Source organism: Specibacter sp. BI4, assembly GCF_056680095.1.
This window is the reverse complement of record NZ_CM155265.1, coordinates 3,235,218-3,254,684: the sequence shown is the minus strand read 5'-3', so window position 1 is coordinate 3,254,684 and position 19,467 is coordinate 3,235,218. Positions and strand designations below refer to the sequence as shown.

Below are 19,467 nucleotides of genomic sequence, written 5' to 3'. Positions count from 1 at the left end.
GGCCACACTCGGCTCGTGACTGCACCGGAGGCAAGGAGGCTGGACGCAAAAAGACCAGATGGCAGCCGCCGCAGCGGTGCCACCTGGTCTTAGGGGGTGAAAGCGGCTATGCCTCCAGCGTTGCCTCAAGCGTGATTTCGACGCCGGCAAGTGCTGCTGAGACCGGGCAGCCGGCCTTGGCACCATTGGCAATCTTGTCAAAGTCTTCCTGGCTGATGCCGGGAATCTTTGTTGCCAATGTCAGGTGGCTGCCGGTGATGCCGGTGCCGGGAACGAACGTGACGGCCGCACTGGTGTTGACGTAGTCGGCCGCGAAGCCGGCACCCGAGAGCTCGTTGGAGAAGGCCATGGCGAAGCAGGCGGAGTGGGCCGCTGCAATCAGCTCTTCGGGGCTGGTCTTGCCCTCGGAGGCTTCCGTGCGTGCCTTCCATGTGATGTCAAAGGTGCCAAGTTCCGAGCTGTCCAGGGTGACCTGTCCGCCGCCGGTGGGAAGGTCGCCGACCCAGCCTGCGTGGGCATTACGAGTTGTAGCCATGTTCACTCCTATGATTCGTGATGAGAGGTGAGTAGTGGTGACGCGCGAATGCTCCGAAGCGACACCCCTTCCACCCTATGCCTTAAACACAAAACAGCGCCTCTCCGGTGTCTGGGGGTGGATCAACCACCTCCGGGCGGGAGAAGCGCTGCCTTGCGGGAAGAACCTGTTCGGGCGATGCTTCCAGGGGAATCTAGACCCAGAAAACGGCTACAGCGATGTTGATGAACGCCATGCCACCCACTGCGTGGGCCAGGCCTTTCGAAACGTCTTGATTGTTCTTGGCCTTGCGGCGACCAATGAATGCAGCCACGACCACAACGAGGGCGATCAGCAGCTTGACGCCGATCTTGATGTGGTTGACGTCGCCGTCGCCCATTTCAGCCAGGCCCACGAGCAGCAGGCCGGTGATGAGCTGGGTCAGCGCACCAATCCACTGCCACTTGGTTACGGTCGGCGTCTTGAACGCAGCGAGCCAGCCACCAACGATCGCGGCGGCACCTAGGATATGCAAAAAAACGAGCACTAAGCGTAAAAAGTCCATGCCCCAGCTTAATCAATTTGCTGACACAGTGTCTATCAAGGACCGCCTTATGTGGTGCACATTACGTGGAGGCCCGCAGTTGGGGCGCCGCACGGCAACAGCAGCGGAGACAACGACGGCGGCCGGTGACTTGGTTTCCCAAGCCGCCGGCCGCCGTCGAACATGTACTGCAAAGTGTTCACCGCAAGGGTGAACGAGGAGCGCTAGAGACCCAGATCTGCCTCAAACGCGCCAGCTTCCAGGCGGACCTTGAGAGTCTGCAGGAAGCGGCCGGCGTCCGCGCCGTCCACCAGGCGGTGGTCGTAGGTCAGGCACAGGTACATCATGTGACGGATGGCGATGGTGTCATCGCCGTCAGCGTCAGCAACAACCATTGCGCGTTTGACGATCGCGCCGGTGCCAAGGATGGCAACGTTGGGCTGGTTGATGATCGGGGTGTCGAACAGTGCGCCAACGCTACCGATGTTCGTGATGGAGAACGTGCCGCCGGAGAGCTCGTCCGGACCGATCTTGCCGCTGCGGGTGCGTGCGCCAACATCGGCAATCTTGACAGCCAGGCCGGCCAGGTTCAGATCGCCCGCGTTGGTGATGACAGGAACCAGCAGGCCCTTTTCCGTGTCCACGGCAATCGCGAGGTGCTCGGCGTTGTGGTAGGTGATCTGCTGAGTTTCCTCGTTGTACTCACCATTGACCTTGGGGTGCTGCTTGAGCGCCTCGGTCACAGCCTTGGCAATGAACGGCAGGAACGTCAGCTTGGCACCGTTCACAGCCTGGAACGGTCCCTTCGCCTGGTTGCGCAGCTTCACGATGCGCGTCATGTCGATCTCATGCACCTGCGTGAGCTGCGTGGAAGCATCCAGCGACTCGCGCATGCGGCGGGCAATGACCTGACGGATCCGGGGTGCCTTGACTGTGGTGCCGCGCAATGAAGAAGGCACGACGGCGGGAGCAGCCTTGGCAGCGGAGGTCGCCACGGCGGCAGGCGCCGGAGCGGCAGCAGCCTTGGCGGCCTCAGCGGCAGCCACGACGTCCTGCTTGCGGATGCGTCCGCCAACACCGGAGCCGGTGACGGTGGTGATGTCAACGCCGTGCTGGTTGGCAAGCTTGCGCACCAACGGAGTCACGTAGTTGGAGTCGGCGCCGGCAGCGGGGGCTGCCGCGGCGGCAACCGGTGCGGGAGCGGGGGCTGCCGCGGGGGCGGGTGTGGCAACGGGTGCCGGAGCAGCAACAGGTGCTGCAACGGGTGCCGGAGAGGCCACGGGTGCCGGAGCAGCGGCAGGTGCCGGAGCTGGAGCAGGTGCCGGAGCTGCAGGGGCAGCTGCGCCTGCGGCACCGATGAGTGCCAGGACGCCGCCCACTTCAGCCGTCTCATCCTCGGGGACGCGGATTTCCAGCAAAACGCCGGCAACGGGGGAGGGGATCTCCGTGTCAACCTTGTCGGTGGACACCTCAAGCAGGGGCTCGTCAACCTCAACGGTGTCGCCCACGGCCTTCAACCAGCGGGTGACGGTGCCTTCGGTGACTGACTCTCCCAGGGCGGGGAGAACCAGCTCGTGGGCGTCGCCGGCCGGTGCGGCTGCAGGTGCTGCCTGGGCCTCAGCGGGAGCCTCGGCAGCGGGAGCCTCAGCGGCAGGCGCGTCAGCCGCGGGCGCTTCAGCCGCGGCTGCAGGCTCCTGCGCCGGAGCGGCAGGGGTTTCGGCCGCTGGGGCCGCACCGGTGCCTATGCGGCAAAGGGTTGCACCGACTTCGGCGGTCTCATCCTCAGGTACCAGGATTTCTTCCAGGATGCCGGCGAAAGGCGACGGAATCTCGGTGTCAACCTTGTCGGTGGATACTTCCAGTAGGGGCTCGTCGACTTCAACGCGGTCCCCGACCTGCTTGAGCCATCGCGTAACGGTACCTTCGGTGACGCTTTCACCCAAGGCGGGCAAGTTCACGGATTCAGACATTTCGTCCCCGTTCTCCTTCTAATGCGCTGCATTTCGCTGATGGTGCACCTTGATGCATCGCCACGAAATTCCTTAAAATTAAGTATGGTTTTTAGCTTAGTGCACCCGGCCGTTCGGCCGGATGCACTAAGAGGGTTTGCTGCTAGCCGTGGAGCGGGCGTCCGGCCAAGGCCATTGCCGCTTCTCCCAAAGCTTCGTTCTGTGTGGGGTGTGCGTGGATCAAGCCCGCGATGTCCTCGGGGTAAGCTTCCCAGTTCACGATCAGCTGTGCTTCACCGATCTGCTCGCCAATGTGGCTGCCGATCATGTGAACGCCGACCACGGGGCCGTCCTTCTCACGAACGAACTTGATGATGCCGCCGGTGCCAAGGATGGCGCTCTTGCCGTTGCCAGCCAAGTTGTACTCGGTGGATTCGACGTTGGCATCGCCAAACTTTTCCTTGGCCTGCTTTTCGTTCAGGCCAACCGAAGCAATTTCCGGGTCACAGAAGGTGACCTTGGGGATGTTGATGTCTTCGACGATGACAGGGTTCATGCCGGCGATTTCCTCGGCGACAAAGATGCCCTGCTGGAAGCCGCGGTGTGCAAGCTGCACACCGGGGACGATGTCCCCCACTGCGTAGACATTGCCGACGCCAGTGTGCAGGCGCTCGTTGGTGACGACGAAACCGCGGTCAATGGTGACGCCGGCTTCCTCGAAGCCCATGCCGGACGTGGACGGGCCACGGCCAACAGCGACAAGCATGAGGTCGGCTTCAAACGTCTTGCCGTCAACCAAGGTGGCCTTGACGCCGTCGTTGTTCTGCTCGACGCCCTGGAAGAAGGTGCCGGTGTTGAACTTGATGCCGCGCTTGCGGAACGTGCGCTCAAGGACCTTGATGATGGAGGCATCTTCGTTGGGCACAAGTGAAGCCATGCCTTCGATGATGGTGACTTCGACGCCGAAGGACTTCCAGACGGAAGCAAATTCGACGCCGATGACGCCGCCGCCGAGCACGATGGCACTCTTGGGCAGGGTTTCCATGGTCAGCGCCTCGTCGGAGGTGATGACCTTGCCGCCAATTTCCAGGCCGGGCAGGCTGCGTGAGTACGAGCCAGTGGCCAGCACAATGTTCTTGCCTGTGTAGTTCACACCGTTCACGGTGATGGTGTTGGCTGCCGTGAGCTTGCCTTCACCGTCGATGACAGTGATGCCCTTGCCCTTGATGAGGCCCTGCAAACCCTTGTACTTGCCGGCAATGATGCCGTCCTTGTACTTGTTGACAGCGACCAGGTCGATGCCGTTGAGCTGGCTGTTGACGCCGATTGAGGCGCCTTCACGGGCGTGGTCGGCTACCTCTGCTGCGTGCAACAGGGCCTTGGTGGGGATGCAGCCGTTGTGCAGGCAGGTGCCACCCAACTTGCCCTTCTCCACGAGGCCAACGGTCATGCCCAATTGGACTGCGCGCAGGGCAGTTGCATAACCGCCGCTGCCACCGCCGAGAACCAAAATATCGAATTCTTGCCCAGCTGCCTGTTCGGCCACTTAGACGCTCCCTCGCGTTCGGGTGGCGCACGCATTGTTCGCGCGCCATCTCATCAATTATTGAAAGAAGGGCCCATTCGTTCCAGAATGTGCCACTTCTGCCGGTCATGGATAAATACTTTCAGCATTTACCTTACGTCAGTTGTTCCATGCAACACCCGCGCTGCTGTCACAGTAAAGGTGAATGTGGTCATACTCACTGTGGTGTTGCCCATGGGCCAGTCAGCGGGCGCCCGTTTTAGGCGCTGCGGGCCACAACGTCCTCAACATATGCGACCAGGGTGCGCACTGCCATGCCTGTGCCCTGCTTGGGTGTGTAGCCGTATGGGGAGCCCTCGTTGAAGGCCGGCCCGGCGATATCCAGGTGGGCCCACGGGATGGTTTCCCCGTCCTTGCCCTTGCCGACGAATTCCTGCAGGAATACGGCGGCTGTCATCATGCCGCCCATGCGTTCGCCAATGTTGGCCATGTCCGCAACTGGGGAATCCAGCGACGGCCGCAGCTCTTCGGGCAGCGGCATCGGCCAGACGAGCTCGCCGGCCCTGTCGGCGGCGGCCTTCAATGCTGCACTGACGCCTTCGTCACCCATGACGCCCGCGGTGCGGTGGCCCAAGGCAACGACCTGTGCCCCGGTCAGCGTGGCGACGTCAATGATCACGTCGGGGAACTCCTGGGATGCGGCAACGAGACCGTCAGCCATGACGAGGCGGCCTTCGGCGTCGGTGTTCAGCACCTCGACGGTCTTCCCGCCAAACATTGTCAGCACGTCGGATGGGCGGATGGCGGTGCCTGAGGGCATGTTCTCGGCAATGCACAGCCAGCCCGTGACGTTGACCGGCAGGCCCAGTGCGGCCACGGCCAGGACTGCGTTGAGCACTGCTGCAGCGCCCGCCATGTCGCATTTCATGGTGATCATGCCGGCGCCGGGCTTGATGGAAATTCCGCCGCTGTCAAAGGTGATGCCCTTGCCCACCAAGGCAAGGTCTGCAACTGCGCGTTCGGACTTGTATTCCAGCTTGACCATGCGCGGCGGTCGTGAGGATCCCTGTCCCACGCCCATGATGCCGCCGTAGCCGTCCTTGAGGAGGCGCTTCTCGTCCATAACCGTGACCTTCACGGGCAGGCCCTTGGACAGATCCCTGGCGGCATCGGCGAAAGTGGCCGGGTACAGCTTGCTGGGAGGCTCGTTGACGAGCGTGCGGGTGGCGTTGACTGCCTTGGCAACGATGGTTGCGCGCTCCAATGCGGCTGCCAGCTCCGGATCCTTCGCGAGCGTGGAGTGAATTGTGACCTTGGCCACGGGCTCGCGCCTGTCCTTGGTGCTTGAGTGCAGGCTCGCGTATTGGTAGGCACCCAGTGCGGCGCCCTCGGCAAGCGCTGCAACCTGGCCGACGCCCGTCGTCGGAATGGCAAAAAGGACGTGCTTGAGTCCTGCAAGCTGGCGGATCGCCGCGCCCGCCGTTCGGCGCAGGGCTTCATCGCCGGCCGTGTTGTTCTTGACGGCGCCAATGCCGGCAAGAACCAGGATGTTCGCGCCGCTCTCCGGCAGCCCGGGGAGTCGGATGATCTGGTCAGCGGCACCGGTGACGCCCAGTGCAGGCATGGAGGCCTTGAGGGAGGCAAGCGCCGCGGCGGAGAGCGGGGCATCCAAAATGACGGGCCCGTCGGCACCCTTGCTCACGGCAACGACGAGGGCGTCTGCCGAAACCTTTGCCAACTCGCTGCTGACTACGCGGAAGCTGATGTTTTCCTTGAAACTCACTGAAATACTGTCCTCACTTTGGGGTGTTGATGAACGGGTATCGCTGCCTTCGATCGTAGCGTCATCGCCTCCCGAATGCGCGCCGGCGAACGGCCGGCGGGCATGGACGGGGAATCGACGGCATTGGCCGGCCAGGGCTGCCGGCTGCGGGGCCGTGTGGGCCATGCGCGAAATCGCCGGGGAAAGCAGAAGTCGCCCAGTGGCGCTGCTCCTGCCCACTGCATCCAGAGCCCCGGCGTCAAAGTGCGCGACGCCGGCGGCAACACCGGTGGGCCGGCTCTGGCATCGGACAGCCGGGGACGCCGGCTGCGATCACCGCCACGGGCGGTCCCGCGCGGAACCGCAGCTTGCGGGGCGATCGATGGCATCATTGGAATGTTCGGGGCGACGGTGGCGTTGTGCTGTTCAGAGACACAAGCTGCTGAGGAAACCCATGAATATGACCGAGTACACCCCGTTTCAAGACCCCGAGTCCCTCTATGCCCTGAACGAAGAGCTGATCGCCGGCGAAGACCTCCGCGGTGCCAACCTGCTCATGGCGTTCACCGGTTTCTCGGATGCCGGCCATGTTGTCACCCAAATTTCCGGCGAACTCAAGGACCAGCTGGCCGGCGAGCCCGTGGCTGTTTTCGACATTGACCAGCTCGTTGATTACCGTTCGCGCAGGCCCCGCATTACGTTCTCCGAGGATCACCTCAGTGGCTACAAAGCACCGTCGCTGGTGCTCTACCGCATGGTTGACGCCCTGGGCACACCGTTCCTTTACCTCACGGGCAGCGAGCCCGATTTGCAGTGGGAACGATTCAGCCGGGCGGTCCTGGGCTTGGTTGAACGCTTTGACGTGAATCTGGTTGCCTGGGTGCATTCGGTGCCCATGCCGGTCCCGCACACCCGCCCAATCGGTGCCACCGTGCACGGCAACCGGCCGGACCTGATTGAGGGCATCTCGGCGTGGAAAACCACCATGGAGATTCCTGCCGCCGTCGGACACGTGCTTGAATTCAAGCTCGCCGCCGCGGGGCGCAATGTGGTCGGATATGCCGTCCATGTCCCGCACTACTTGTCCGACGCCGAGTACCCGCCGGCCGCCGTCGCCGGTTTGGAGTATTTGGGGGCCGCCGCCTCCCTGATGCTGCCCAGCGAACGCCTGCGCGAGGCCGGCCGGGCCGTTGAACGCCAAATCACCGAACAGGTTGAAGGTTCCAGCGAGGTTGCCACGGTGGTTAAAAATCTGGAGAAACAGTACGACGAACACACGGACGGCAACGCCCCCCGCTCGCTGTTGGCTGGCGACAATGACGAACTTCCGGACGCCGATGAGCTCGGTGCCGCAGTGGAGGCGTATCTGGCCAGCCGTGACGCCGGGCAGCATGGCGGGCGGCAGGATGGGTCCGGGACTGGCATAGGCTAGGTGGGTGGATAGCAAACGTGCGTGGTTGGTGTGGGGTGTTGGAGTTTTTGCCTACCTGATTGCAATCACCCATCGAACGTCCTTTGGTGTTGCCGGGCTCGTCGCCACCGAACGGTTTGGGGCCACGGCGTCCGCGCTGTCAGCATTTACAGTCATTCAGCTCATTGTTTACGCCGGGCTGCAAATTCCCGTTGGCGTGCTGGTTGACAGGTTTGGGCCACGGGTCATGATTGCCACCGGAGCCGCGCTGATGGTGCTGGGCCAGCTGCAGCTGGCGGGTGCCACGTCCGTGCCGGCAGGTGTGGTGGGCAGGATTTTTGTTGGCGCAGGCGACGCCATGACTTTCATTGCGGTCATCCGCCTCATCCCGCTGTGGTTCCCCACACGCCGGGTCCCGGTGCTGACGCAGCTGACGGGCCAGTTGGGCCAATTTGGCCAGCTCATCAGCATCGCCCCGTTTGCTTTTGTGTTGAACCATGCCGGGTGGAGCCAGGCTTTCCTGGGGCTGGCAGCCCTGGGGGTCTTGGCCTGTGTGCTCTCTGCCGCCGTATTGCGGAATGCGCCGGCGGGTTCGGCTGCACCCATTGTCCGGCCGGGAATCAAGGAGACCGCAGCGGACCTTGCCACGGCTTGGCGGCAGCCCGGGACGCGGCTTGGGATGTGGACCCACTTCGCCACGCAATTCTCAGGCACAGTCTTCGTCCTGACATGGGGTTATCCGTTCCTGGTTTCGGGACAGGGACTGGACACGGCAACGGCCAGCATCCTGCTGAGCTTGTTCGTGGTTGTGGGTATCATCTGCGGACCGTTCCTGGGCAGCTGGGTGGGCAGGCACCCGCTGCGCCGCTCTACGATGGTCCTTGCCGTCACTGTTGCCATCGCGGCTGCCTGGGCGGCTGTGCTGCTGCATTCCGGCCCCTCACCGCTATGGCTGCTGGTGGTCCTTGTCCTTGTCCTTGCCGTGGGCGGGCCGGCCTCAATGATCGCCTTTGACTTTGCCAGGACCTTCAATCCCTCGCACAGGATTGGCACGGCGACAGGCATTGTGAATGTGGGCGGCTTCTTCGCCGCATTGGTGACGATGTACGTGATCGGGCTCATCATCGACGTGCTCAACCAAGTTGGGTTTTCTTCCGACGGCCTGTATTCGCTCGACGCCTTCCGGGTGGCGTTCTCGTTTCAGTTCCTGGTGCTCGGCATCGGCATCGGAGCTGTCATCACCACCCGGCGGAAGGTGCGCCGGAGCATGGCGGAACGCGGCGAACTCGTCCCGCCGCTGCGTGATGTCCTGTCCGACAACCGGCGCAGGCGCCAGCAGTTCCGACAGGAGCAAAAGGACGAGCGGACGGCTCGCAGGGACTGAGCATCGCTGCCGAACCGCAGTGGCCCGGGCCGAACTGCACGGGCCGGGTGGCGGCGGTCCGGCCTGCGGGGGATGGCTGTGCAGAGCGGACGCCAGCCGCAAACATGCGGAAGCGGGGCTGTGTTATCCACAGATGCACCGTTTTCGTCCAAGGGCCCTGTTTTCTGCGTCTGCGGGGCAGCAGCCTTGAGGCATGAGAAAGCAAATAGATAAGATCAAAGTCAGCGCCGGTGAGGATCTCCTGGCGTTCATCCCCCATATGGTGGGGTACTGGCCGGAGCGCAGCATCGTGTGCATCGGCATGAGCGGCAAGCATCTCCGGGCAACCATGCGGCTGGACCTGCCTCCCGACAACTCCGCTGTTGATCTGGCGCGTTTTGCCACCATTGCCGCGTCACAACTTGCCAGCGACTACGAAGCTGACGGCTGCCTGATAGCAATCTTCGGTGACGAGGAGTGGCTGCAGCCGGAGCCACTCCCACACGCCCGGGTGTACAAGGCGTTGCGGGCGGCCTTCGAAGAATACGAGCTGCCCGTGCGCGACTCCTGGTTCGTTGGTTTGAACCACTGGCGCAGCCTCGAATGCGACGACGCCCAATGCTGTCCGTGGCCGGGAAAAGACAACGCCTTAATCAAGGAGAGCTTTGTCAATGCCGAGTTCATCTTCCGCGGAAGCATGGTCAGGGACAGCCCCAAGGCACAGATCAAGGAACTCGTGGCCCTCAGGGATCCAAAATTCGTTGAGGCCGTGATGGCGGCGGGGACGGACCTGAGGGAGCCACTGGCGGTGGGCGGCTCGGGCGCACACCAGCTGGCAGTCACTCTCGGAGCGTGGGAATACAGTCTGGCCCGCTGGCCGGTGACACCCGACCCGGCCATGGCTGCCTACCTTCTGGCAAGCCTGGCCCAAGGGACCGTCCGCGACGCCGTCATCGTCGCGCTTGCCGCGACGCCACGACACTCGATGGCAGGCGCCGCCGCACTGGGCCTTGTGCCGCTGGACTCCGACAGGGTGAAGGTGCCGCGCAATTGGCACGGTGGAAATCAAGCCTCCGGCTGCGAAGTGGACTTGGACAACATCGGCGATGAGGAAATCAGGCTGGCCGGCCCAGACTTTGCCCGCATATTGGTGGGAGAAGTGTCTGGCAGCAGCAGTGTCGCCGGTTTCAGCACTGCCAGCCTCACCGCTGCCGGGACGGGCGGACCGGACTGGGCCAGACTGGACGTGGCCGAACCGCTGCTGCAGTTTCTGGCCCGGTCCACACAGTCCGCTGACAAGGCGCCGGTGCTGTGCCTGTTGGGGTGGATCCAGTGGTGCAAGGGACACGGGACATGGGCGGGAGGCTACTTTCAGGCCTGCCAGGAACATCAACCGGGATACAGGCTGGCAAGCATGCTTGACCAGCTGCTGGCAGCCGGACACATTGCCGAGTGTGCCAAGAACCCCAACACCGCCTGGCACGGCTACGCGGACAAAGAAGCGCCGGACGAGGTTGCATGACGGACTCTGGCCCACAAACAAGCTGTCCTCCAAAGGAGAGAGGCCCAAGGCATGGTGCGGCTCCGGTGCGAACGGCTGCGCCAGTGCGAAGGAGCTGCGCCAGTCCGCGCCGGCCCGCTGTGAACATTCGTGAAAGAACACACCCGCCACGGGTCTCCTTGGGCACTGACCACAGGATAAATCGTGAGATACTGTAAGCCGAGACCCGGTTGGGTCCGTGTTGATGTATTGGCAATGTTTGGACAAAAGGTCTGGAAGGTATTTTCTTCCAGGGATGCGGGAACAACGCAGCCTCACAAGGAGTTATACCTTGTGACCCTCCAGGCAAACCTGATGCGACAAGCAACATGGACTTGACAGGGTCATAGTGGTGTTGCCCGAAGGTAACTCCACAGACCGCCGTAAGAAAGGTTTTCTGTGTCTGCTACTGCCAAGAGCAAAGTCTCCACAACCAAGGAGATTGAGGACTCCGCATCTTCAGCCACCGTGCCGTTGACACCCGCCCAGAAGCGGGCTGCCACCATTGCCGCCAAGAAGGCCGCCGCTGCCGAGGGTGCTCCCGCTGACGCGGCGAAAGCTGCCCCCAAAAAAGCCGCGCCCGCACGCCGGGGCAAGGGAAAAATCAAGGACGAAGAAGAGTCCACAACCGAGACCGTTGTGGAAGAGGACGAGGACGATTCAGCTCCGAAACGTCCCCTGCCCACCGGAACAGGCTTTGTCTACTCCGACTCCGACGATGACGATGCCCCGGTCCAGCAGGTCATGTCGGCAGGTGCAACCGCCGACCCGGTCAAGGATTACCTGAAGCAAATTGGCAAGGTCGCGTTGCTCAATGCTGAGCAGGAAGTTGATTTGGCCCTGCGCATTGAGGCCGGCTTGTTCGCCACCCAGAAGCTTGCCACCGGTGGCGACGCCATGGATGCCCAGCTCAAGCGCGACCTGGGGCGCATTGTGCACGATGGCAAGCGCGCCAAGAACCACCTGCTGGAGGCGAACCTGCGTCTGGTGGTCTCACTGGCAAAGCGTTACACCGGCCGCGGCATGCTCTTCCTGGACTTGATCCAGGAAGGCAACTTGGGCTTGATCCGCGCAGTCGAGAAGTTCGACTACACCAAGGGCTTCAAGTTCTCCACGTACGCCACCTGGTGGATCCGCCAGGCCATCACCCGTGCCATGGCCGACCAGGCCCGCACCATCCGCATCCCCGTGCACATGGTTGAGGTCATCAACAAGCTGGCCCGCGTCCAGCGCCAGATGCTGCAGGACCTGGGCCGCGAACCAACACCCGAGGAATTGGCCAAGGAATTGGACATGACCCCGGAAAAGGTTGTCGAGGTCCAGAAGTACGGCCGCGAGCCCATCTCCCTCCACACCCCCTTGGGTGAAGACGGCGACTCCGAATTCGGTGACTTGATTGAAGACTCCGAAGCCGTTGTCCCCGCCGACGCCGTGTCCTTCACCTTGCTGCAGGAACAACTGCACTCGGTCCTTGACACGCTGTCTGAGCGTGAAGCCGGCGTAGTTGCCATGCGCTTTGGCCTGACCGATGGACAGCCGAAGACTTTAGACGAAATCGGCAAGGTCTACGGCGTTACGCGTGAGCGCATCCGCCAGATCGAATCCAAGACGATGTCCAAGCTGCGCCACCCGTCGCGCTCACAGGTCCTGCGCGACTACCTGGACTAAGCTGCTTGAAGCTGACCCGCAGTTGTGGTCGCAAAACACCCTTGAAAGGCGTGTTTTACGACCACAACTGCGGGTCACTTGTTTAAGGCCGGGAGGCTCAGGGCTGGTGTTTCGCCCTGGCATGGTTGGCCGCTTCGGTGCGGTTGGCCACGTTCAGCTTGCGCAGGATTGCCGAGACGTGGACGCTGACTGTCTTGGCGCTGATGAAGAGTAGCGCCCCGATTTGCTTGTTGCCCAGGCCCTCGGCGACCAAGTCCAGCACCTGGGTCTCTCGCGCCGTCAGTTCCAAGGTGTTGGGGCGCGGGCTCGGACCGTCAAGGGGCAGCCCGGACCTGGTGGCAAAGTCCCTGGCAAGGACCGTGACCAGGCCTGCCCCGATTCCCTCCGCAGCTTCGATGGCATCGCGCAGCGATGCGGCCGCCGCGGACTTGTGCCCGGCAAACTGTTCGGCCTGCCCTTTTCGAAGTGAAACGTAGCATCTGAGATGGGCCGGCAGTGCCTGGCACAGTTCTGCGGCGCTGTGCCAGGCGGGCGGATCGTTGCCGGTTCCCCCGTCGCCGCCAAGTTCGGCCTCAAAGAGTGCCGACCATGCCGGGTGCGTGGGCCAGAAACTGTCCCGTTGCAAGAGGCTCCTCAGCCGGGCTTCGGCGGCATCGTCAACGTCCATCCCGGACTGGCGCCTGGCGGCAAGAATCCTCGCCGCGACGGCAATCAATGGGAGGTCGCAGCCCGGGAGTGAGCGGAACTCAGGGCTCATGAGGAATGACGCTTCCCGCCAAGCCGCATCGAGGTCCCCGCGCACCCACGCCAGTTCCGCAGCGAACATTGCCAGGGGCAGCCGTGACTGCATCTCCACACGTGCCAGCTCGTGCAGCAGCGGCTGCCACTGCTGGAACAGGGCAGCCGCTCCGGCGGTGTCACCGCCCCAGAGGGTTGACCAGCTCTTTGAGCGCAGGAGGTAGGCGTGGAAAGAGCTCGGAGGTGACAGGGACAAGTTGCGTTCCAGGAGGGCATGGGCCTTGTCCCAGTCGCCCCGGGCAAAAAGGGGTTCCACGGCGTTGGATGAGAGGATGGCGCCTGTCGTTCGCTCCACGCCCAGCTCGCGAGCCTGCCTGATGCCTTCTTCTGCGACACTGATGGATTCGTCGTACTTGCCCAGCTGGTTAAGTGCATCCGAATAATTGATGCGGTAACGCAGGAGCGCGTCAGAGTCGCCCTGTGCGAGGTCTTTTGCGGCTTCGAGGTCCGTCCGCCAGCCGTCGATGTCACCGGCAATGTTGCGTGAACAGCCGCGCAGGTTCAAGGCGATGGACTGTTCGGCGCGGTCCGCGCCCGCCCTGGACAGCTCCAGGGCCTCGCTGGCCATGCTGATCGACTCGCTTGGCTTCGCCTCCAGCATGTACCTGGCGGCAAGGTGGTTCAACAGGGTTGCCCGGAGCCGGTCGTCGCTGCCCCGAGGGGTGAATTCCAGGGCCCGCAGCAGCAATTCGGCCGAACCCGGTTGTGCGTTGAACCCGAGGTACCGCGCCTGGTCGGCGAGCAACCGTGCCAAGTCGGTCCCGCCGACATCTGGCTCTGCCGCAGCCAGGCGGATGACGGCCAGTGACCGTTCGCCGTTGCCGGCCTGGTTGTGCGCGGAGGCGGTGCGTGCCATCAGGGCGAAGCGGGGCATGCCGGCAAGGGTTGCTGCGTCCTCAACCCGGTCCCAGAGTTCCAGCGCACGCTCACCCATGCGGGCTGCCGTTGAATAGGCGTAGCTGTGTTCCGCCTCTGCGACTGCGGCAATGGAGGCCCGGAATGTTTTCTCCTGCGCGTTTGCGGCATGCCAGTGATAGGCAATTTCGACGGCGTCGCGGTGACCGGGGCCGGTGGATTCCAGTGCCTGCGCGTACCGGGTGTGGAAACGGGTGCGCTCACCGGGGAGCAGGTCGGCATGGATGGCCTCACGGACCAGGGCATGCCGAAAGGCATAGCAGCGCCCGTCCAACGTCAGCAAGTTGGCGCGCTGTGCCGCACGGGCGGAGGCCTCAAATTCCTCGAGGGACCTGTCATAAGCCGCCAAGGCCTGCGTGTGCGGCACGGACAGGCCCCCGGCAGCCAGGACACGCAGGAAATACTGGACGGAATCAACCATCCGCTCGTACCGTGCCAGCAGCAGGTCGGTCAGTGTGGCAGGCAGGGCCTCTGCCGGGCCGCAGTCCCCGAGGCCCAGCAGCTCCTCCACAAAGAAGGGAATGCCCTCACTGCGTGCGAAAACGTTTTCAACCAGTTCGTAACCGGCATCCTGGCCAGTGATTGCCTCGACTAGGGCACGCACCTGGTCCTTGGTGAGCCGGCTCAGGCGGATGGACTTCGCGTAGCGTCCGCGCTCGGATTCGGCCAGGAAGTTCCGCAGGGGATGCCCGCGGTGGATGTCGTCGCTGCGATAGCTCAAGATCAGCAGGAACTGTCCGCCGCTGAAGGCGCGGAGAATGAAGCGCAATACTGTCAAGGTGGCATCGTCGGCCCAGTGCAGGTCCTCCACCACGACGACGGCCGGCTGGCCTGCGCTGGCACGTTCCAAAACGGTGCTGACGGCCTCCAGGACGCGGTTGGCGGTGGGGAGCCCCTCGAGTTCCGTGCCGACCTCCGGCAGCAGCAGGGACAAGGCGTCCCGCCCGGGGCCGGCGAAGTCCAGCACGGTGTCTATGCCGATCTGTGCTGCGAGGGAGCGCAACACCCCGGTCAGTGGTGCGTACGGCGGGGCCAGTGTGCCAAGGTCCACACACTGTCCGGTGATGATCCTTGCCTGCCCCGAGATGGCTTCCAGGAACTCGCCCAGCAGCCGCGTCTTGCCCAACCCTGCCTCGCCGCCGATGATGACGGCTTGGGGCTTGCTGTCCGCAGCGTCTGCAAAGGAGGCCATGAGCGCTTGCATCTCGGCGTCACGGCCGATCATTTGAGTGCTCGCCTGGGTCATCTGCATGGTCCAATCCTGCCACGATCCAGCGGGGGCGTCAGTGGTGTGCGGGGCTGTGGGGACGTTATCCTGCCCGGAAACTGCTGCGAACCGATGTGGCGGGGCGGGAGGCCCTGGCCAGGAAGCGGTGCCACCGGCCTGAAGCCCGGCGTGCCGGCACCTTGGCGGCAAGAGCTTCCTTTTGCAGCCTGCGCCGTTCCAAGGCGATTGCCATTTCCCGTTCGTTTTGGTGGGATATTTGCAGAGCCATGAAGTCAGACATGGTCACCCCTTGTTCGTGAAGGTTCCTGCGGATGTGGAGCCTTCGTGATGACTCAATTCTTCCGTTCCAGGCGACCTCGAACATGGGGTAAATGCCCTATCTTTGGCCAGCCCGGCCGTGCCTAAGGCACCCAGGCTGCCTTAGGCGACGGGCCGGATTCCGGGCCGGGGTGGGCGGAATTGCGGCCGGGGCGCGGGCTCGGCCGCACGGCCGGGGACACGCCCTGGCGGGGGATCGGCGGGACGCAACGCCACGCCGTCGTACGCAGGGCAAAAAAGTAAGGGCCCCGGATTCCGGGACCCTTACTTTGGCAATATTTCCTAGTCGACCGAGACGGGCGCCTTTTCGTGCAGGCGGCCGGTCTCATCGAGCCAGTCTGACGCCAACGGCTTCAGGGTGGCCTCGACTGCGCGGGCATGGTGACCGCAGAAGAGCAGTTCACCGCCGGAGGATTCCAAGACTACGCGCACGTATGCCTGTGCGCCGCAACGGTCGCAGCGATCAAGGGTGGTCAGCTGAGGGCTGGTAGCTGTTGTTGTGGTCATGATGGCCTCCTTCATAAGTTCCTGTACTTCATACAACCATCATTTGCCCCGCTTCCTTCCATGGCGTGGGGGACTTTCGCTAACCGCGTATCCGTGTTGAACGCGGCGATTGGGGGCCCGGGGACTGTGGCGATTGCCAGCTTTTGTCGGGACACCCATTAACCTTGATAATGACCGGCCAGCAAAAACCTTGAAGGAGTATGTCCACCGTGGCACGCGAGAGTTCCAATTACAGTGCACGCCACCTCTCTGTGCTGGAGGGGCTGGAAGCTGTTCGGAAACGCCCGGGGATGTACATCGGCTCCACGGACTCCCGCGGCTTGATGCACTGCCTGTGGGAGATCATTGACAACTCCGTGGACGAGGCCCTGGCCGGGTACGGGCAAAACATTTCCGTCATTTTGCACAAGGACAATTCGGTTGAGGTGCACGACGACGGCCGCGGCATCCCCGTGGACGTGGAACCGAAAACGGGCCTGAGCGGCGTTGAAGTGGTGCTGACCAAACTGCATGCGGGCGGCAAGTTTGGCGGCGGCTCCTACGCGGCCTCCGGTGGCCTGCACGGTGTTGGTGCCAGCGTCGTCAACGCGCTGTCGGCCCGCATGGACGCGCAGGTCGACCGCAGTGGCAAGACCTATCAAATGAGTTTCCGCCGCGGCGAGCCCGGGCACTTCAAGGACGTCGGCAAGTCGCTGAGCCCGGATGTGCCGTTTGAACCGTTCACCGAAAAGTCCAACCTTGACATTGTCGGCACCACCAAGCGGGGGGTGACGGGAACCCGCATCAGATACTGGGCCGACAGGCAGATCTTTACGGCCGACGCCAAATTCTCCTACGACGAGCTGGTGGGCCGTGCCCGCCAAACCTCATTCCTGGTGCCGGGGCTCAAAATCCGTGTCGTTGACGAGCGCCGCGTTGCCGGAACGCCGGGGGAGTTCGCCACCCACGAGGAAGTGTTCCACCACGACGGAGGCATTTCCGAGTTTGTGGACTTCCTCTCCGTCGGCGGCCCTGTCACCGACATTTGGCGTCTGCAGGGAAACGGCACGTTTACCGAGACCGTCCCGGTTCTGAACAGTGCCGGCCATCTGGAGAGCACCGCCGTCGAACGTGATTGTGAAGTGGACATTGCCCTGCGCTGGGGCATCGGCTACGACACGACCATGCGCAGCTTTGTGAACATCATTTCCACGCCCAAGGGTGGCCGCCACCAGGAGGGCTTTGAGCAGGCGCTGCTGAAAACGTTCCGCAAGGTCATCGAAGCCAACGCCCGCAAGCTCAAGGCCGGCAACGACAAGATTGAGAAGGACGATGTCATGGCGGGCCTCACGGCCGTCCTGACGGTGCGCCTGGCGGAGCCGCAATTCGAGGGGCAGACCAAGGAGATCCTGGGCACGCCCGCCGTCAAGAACATTGTGGCCAAAGTGGTGGAGAAGGAGCTCAAGGCCAAACTGGAGTCCAGCGCCCGTGGCGAGAAGATCCAGGCCGCCACGCTGCTGGAGAAGGTTGTTTCCGAGATGAAGTCGCGCATCTCGGCCCGAGTCCACAAGGAAACCCAGCGCCGCAAAAACGCCCTGGAGACATCCTCGCTGCCCACCAAGCTGGCCGATTGCCGCAGCAATGACGTGGCGAAGAGTGAGCTGTTCATCGTGGAGGGTGACAGTGCGCTGGGTACGGCGAAGTTGGCGAGGTCCTCCGACTTCCAGGCGCTGCTGCCCATTCGCGGAAAGATCCTCAACGTCCAAAAGGCCTCGGTGGGGGACATGCTCGCCAATGCCGAATGTGCGGCCCTGATCCAGGTGGTGGGTGCCGGATCCGGGCGGAGCTTCGACCTGGAATCGGCACGCTACGGCAAGGTCATCCTCATGACCGACGCCGACGTTGACGGGGCCCACATCCGCACCCTGCTGCTGACCTTGTTCTTCCGCTACATGCGCCCCATGATCGACGCCGGAAACGTCTACGCCGCAGTCCCGCCGCTGCACCGGGTGGAAGTCATCCACAGGGGAACCAAGGCCAACGAGATGGTGTACACCTACTCTGAGAAGGAACTGCACACCCTGCTCGCCAAGTTGGAGAAGGCCGGCAAGAGCCACAAGACGCCCATCCAGCGCTACAAGGGCCTGGGCGAAATGGATGCCGACCAACTGGCGGAGACCACCATGGACCCGCGGCACAGGATGCTGCGCCGGGTCACGAGCGCCGACGCCGACCGCGCCGAGCACACCTTTGAGCTGCTCATGGGCTCCGAGGTGGCCCCGCGCAAGGAGTTCATCGTGGCCGGCAGCGAGTACCTGGACCAGGAGCGCATCGACGCCTAGGCAATCAACATCCGCGGACCTTGCATCGCCAGGCACGACGGCGGGAGGCCACCTTCCGCTGTCACGGCGAACTTGCGCCGGCCTACTTTTTTGGTGGCGCCCGCCTGCGCCCACAACTGCAGGAGCGTCGGGGAAGGGGTCAGGCGAGGATGCCCGGCACGAGCAGCAGCGCCGTGGGGATGGCCAGCAGGAGCAGCGCTCCGGCAACGACGACTGACCGGGTGCCGGCTTGCAGGGCGGGGGCCGGTGCCAGCAGCCTGCCCAGCCGGGCCGACGTCGTGGCAGGGGTGTCAATTTGCTGGGCATTGCCGGCAACCAGCGTGTCGGCGGGCAGTTGGGCTGAGCCGCTGGCGACCAGGGCGATGGCCGTGACAAGGGTGGACTTGCTCACTGAACGCAGGGCGACGTCGTCGGCCATGATCTCGATCAGCGAGGACACGGCCTGCTGGGCAAGCTTTGAGGTGGGCAGCCAGGGCAGGGCTGAACGCCAGGCGGCAAACGCCCACAGCAGCAGGTGGTGGCGCTGGGTCAGATGAGTTTGTTCGTGCAGCAGGACGGCATGCAGTTCCTCGGGGGAGAGCAGCTCGAGCAGCCCCTCTGACAAGACGGTGACGGAGCGGGAACCTCCGGGCAGGCAATACGCAACAGGGGCCTGGTGGCTGATGACGAGTGTGTCGGGCCGGTCGCTCGAGGGGGAACTGAGCAGGTGCAGCAGGTCCCGGTGGCGGCGGCGCTGGCGTTGGATGCGGTAGTAGCTCAGCCACAGCGTGAACACGAGATGGGCCGAGAGCAGGGCCGCCGCGCTCAAGGCGAAGGCGTGGAGCAGGCCGAGCGTGTCGAGGGACTGGTGGCCGGTGACGATCCGGAGCAGCCCGCGCAAACCGCTGGCCAGGTTGTCGCCAAGGGGCACGAGCCCGTAGCACAACATCGCCCCGACCATGGAGAGCCCGCCGGCAAGGGCGATGGACTGCCACAGCACCATGGCAGCAAAAGGGGCCCGCGCAGGCCAATTTGCACGGGCAAGGAAGACGGGCACCGGCCACGCCAAGGCTACGGCCAAGGCGGCAAGGAACCATGAGGTCCAAAACATGTATTACAACTTAC

Annotated in this window: 14 protein-coding genes; 5 read left to right on the top strand and 9 right to left on the bottom strand. The window is 63.5% G+C overall.

The window, feature by feature from the left end:
• Positions 1 to 106 precede the first annotated feature (106 nt).
• From AC1L6K_RS14945 to AC1L6K_RS14925, 5 genes are all read right to left on the bottom strand, one after another.
• Entirely contained in the window at positions 107 to 535 is a 429-nt protein-coding gene (locus AC1L6K_RS14945; protein WP_480949642.1) for an OsmC family peroxiredoxin, read from the bottom strand.
• A 193-nt stretch (positions 536 to 728) separates the two neighbouring features.
• Positions 729 to 1,061, bottom strand: coding sequence for a hypothetical protein (locus AC1L6K_RS14940; RefSeq protein WP_480949641.1), 333 nt, complete (start codon positions 1,059 to 1,061; stop codon positions 729 to 731).
• A 221-nt stretch (positions 1,062 to 1,282) separates the two neighbouring features.
• The gene (gene sucB, locus AC1L6K_RS14935) at positions 1,283 to 3,028 is read right to left on the bottom strand and encodes a 2-oxoglutarate dehydrogenase, E2 component, dihydrolipoamide succinyltransferase (RefSeq protein ID WP_480949640.1); all 1,746 of its coding nucleotides are present in this window, start codon (positions 3,026 to 3,028) and stop codon (positions 1,283 to 1,285) included.
• A 142-nt stretch (positions 3,029 to 3,170) separates the two neighbouring features.
• Positions 3,171 to 4,553, bottom strand: coding sequence for a dihydrolipoyl dehydrogenase (gene lpdA / locus AC1L6K_RS14930; protein WP_480949639.1), 1,383 nt, complete (start codon positions 4,551 to 4,553; stop codon positions 3,171 to 3,173).
• Between the two features lie 238 nt (positions 4,554 to 4,791).
• Positions 4,792 to 6,315: a leucyl aminopeptidase gene (locus AC1L6K_RS14925; protein WP_480949638.1), complete on the bottom strand. Its 1,524-nt coding sequence runs from the start codon at positions 6,313 to 6,315 to the stop codon at positions 4,792 to 4,794.
• Positions 6,316 to 6,748: 433 nt separating this feature from the next.
• Between AC1L6K_RS14925 and AC1L6K_RS14920 the strand changes: the two genes are divergently transcribed.
• The 4 genes from AC1L6K_RS14920 to AC1L6K_RS14905 all read left to right on the top strand — a co-directional run bounded on the left by AC1L6K_RS14920 (position 6,749) and on the right by AC1L6K_RS14905 (position 12,276).
• A complete protein-coding gene (locus tag AC1L6K_RS14920; protein ID WP_480949637.1) occupies positions 6,749 to 7,726 on the top strand; it encodes a proteasome assembly chaperone family protein in 978 nt (325 codons plus the stop codon).
• 4 nt (positions 7,727 to 7,730) lie between these two features.
• Positions 7,731 to 9,089 (top strand): MFS transporter, encoded by a 1,359-nt coding sequence (locus AC1L6K_RS14915; RefSeq protein ID WP_480949636.1) that lies wholly within the window; start codon positions 7,731 to 7,733, stop codon positions 9,087 to 9,089.
• Between the two features lie 193 nt (positions 9,090 to 9,282).
• The gene (locus tag AC1L6K_RS14910) at positions 9,283 to 10,590 is read left to right on the top strand and encodes a DUF4192 domain-containing protein (protein ID WP_480949635.1); all 1,308 of its coding nucleotides are present in this window, start codon (positions 9,283 to 9,285) and stop codon (positions 10,588 to 10,590) included.
• Between the two features lie 417 nt (positions 10,591 to 11,007).
• Entirely contained in the window at positions 11,008 to 12,276 is a 1,269-nt protein-coding gene (locus AC1L6K_RS14905; RefSeq protein ID WP_480949634.1) for an RNA polymerase sigma factor, read from the top strand.
• Positions 12,277 to 12,373: 97 nt separating this feature from the next.
• Here the strand turns inward: AC1L6K_RS14905 and AC1L6K_RS14900 are convergent, their stop codons facing one another.
• From AC1L6K_RS14900 to AC1L6K_RS14890, 3 genes are all read right to left on the bottom strand, one after another.
• Complete coding sequence (locus AC1L6K_RS14900) at positions 12,374 to 15,241, bottom strand: helix-turn-helix transcriptional regulator (RefSeq protein WP_480949633.1); 2,868 nt, start codon at positions 15,239 to 15,241, stop codon at positions 12,374 to 12,376.
• Positions 15,242 to 15,299: 58 nt separating this feature from the next.
• Positions 15,300 to 15,497 (bottom strand): hypothetical protein, encoded by a 198-nt coding sequence (locus AC1L6K_RS14895; protein WP_480949632.1) that lies wholly within the window; start codon positions 15,495 to 15,497, stop codon positions 15,300 to 15,302.
• A gap of 320 nt (positions 15,498 to 15,817) precedes the next feature.
• Positions 15,818 to 16,042: a DUF7455 domain-containing protein gene (locus AC1L6K_RS14890; RefSeq protein ID WP_480949631.1), complete on the bottom strand. Its 225-nt coding sequence runs from the start codon at positions 16,040 to 16,042 to the stop codon at positions 15,818 to 15,820.
• Positions 16,043 to 16,251: 209 nt separating this feature from the next.
• On the opposite strand from AC1L6K_RS14890, the gene AC1L6K_RS14885 reads away from it, so the two are divergent.
• On the top strand, positions 16,252 to 18,363 hold the full coding sequence (locus tag AC1L6K_RS14885; RefSeq protein WP_480949630.1) for a DNA gyrase/topoisomerase IV subunit B: 2,112 nt from the start codon (positions 16,252 to 16,254) through the stop codon (positions 18,361 to 18,363).
• A 139-nt stretch (positions 18,364 to 18,502) separates the two neighbouring features.
• Here the strand turns inward: AC1L6K_RS14885 and AC1L6K_RS14880 are convergent, their stop codons facing one another.
• Entirely contained in the window at positions 18,503 to 19,453 is a 951-nt protein-coding gene (locus AC1L6K_RS14880; protein WP_480949629.1) for a M56 family metallopeptidase, read from the bottom strand.
• Positions 19,454 to 19,467 lie beyond the last annotated feature (14 nt).

Coding starts and splice junctions, on each gene's coding strand:
- AC1L6K_RS14895 (WP_480949632.1), bottom strand. CDS start 15,497: ATGTCTGACTTCATGGCTCTGCAAATATCCCACCAAAACGAACGGGAA.
- sucB (WP_480949640.1), bottom strand. CDS start 3,028: ATGTCTGAATCCGTGAACTTGCCCGCCTTGGGTGAAAGCGTCACCGAA.
- AC1L6K_RS14945 (WP_480949642.1), bottom strand. CDS start 535: ATGGCTACAACTCGTAATGCCCACGCAGGCTGGGTCGGCGACCTTCCC.
- AC1L6K_RS14880 (WP_480949629.1), bottom strand. CDS start 19,453: ATGTTTTGGACCTCATGGTTCCTTGCCGCCTTGGCCGTAGCCTTGGCG.
- AC1L6K_RS14920 (WP_480949637.1), top strand. CDS start 6,749: ATGAATATGACCGAGTACACCCCGTTTCAAGACCCCGAGTCCCTCTAT.
- AC1L6K_RS14890 (WP_480949631.1), bottom strand. CDS start 16,042: ATGACCACAACAACAGCTACCAGCCCTCAGCTGACCACCCTTGATCGC.
- AC1L6K_RS14910 (WP_480949635.1), top strand. CDS start 9,283: ATGAGAAAGCAAATAGATAAGATCAAAGTCAGCGCCGGTGAGGATCTC.
- AC1L6K_RS14900 (WP_480949633.1), bottom strand. CDS start 15,241: ATGCAGATGACCCAGGCGAGCACTCAAATGATCGGCCGTGACGCCGAG.